Genomic DNA, 595 nt, shown 5'->3' with positions numbered 1-595 from the left:
GTACCGGTCACGCCGATATCAACAACGTCGGTTCCCGCATCCTGCAAACCTTTCGCCAGCGCAAGTTTTAATGCTTCGCTGGTTAAGCGGACATCGCCCCCCAATACCATTTTATTAGGTTTTAAATATTCCCCGTAAGCACGCCCTATGCGATAGGCAATATCTTCATTTAATTCGACGCCTAATTCACCGCGGATATCGTAAGCTTTAAAGCAAGTTAATGTACCTGACATATTTCATCCCCAAATTAACAGCGACCATAGTGATCTTTTATACGGATAATATCGTCATCTTCCAGATAGGATCCTGACTGAATTTCCAGAAGTTCCAGAGGAATTTTTCCCGGGTTCTCTAACATATGCTGAGCCCCAATAGGGATAAACGTTGATTCATTTTCACTGAGCAGATAATTTTTATCTTCGAGAATAACTCTGGCGGTGCCCGACAGAATAACCCAGTGCTCCGCGCGGTGATGGTGCATTTGTAATGAGAACTGTCCGCCCGGTTTAACGGTGATGCGGTTCACATGATAACGGGGTGCAGTCACAACATTATCGTTACGGCCCCACGGGCGATAGGATTCGCGGTGCAAACG

General features: G+C 46.2%; 1 protein-coding gene and 1 pseudogene. Both read right to left on the bottom strand.

Annotated elements, in window-relative coordinates:
- Nucleotides 1–233 (bottom strand): annotated as a pseudogene (locus tag AC1DUO_RS26075) (phosphomannomutase CpsG); the annotation flags it as partial.
- A 14-nt stretch (nt 234–247) separates the two neighbouring features.
- The coding region (locus tag AC1DUO_RS26070) for a cupin domain-containing protein (protein ID WP_477989636.1) at nt 248–595 on the bottom strand (348 nt) is incomplete at its 5' end.

This window comes from Rahnella sp. P4_A8 (assembly GCF_056402435.1).
Note: the sequence above shows the minus strand (reverse complement) of the source record. Positions and strands in the feature narration are given on the sequence as shown.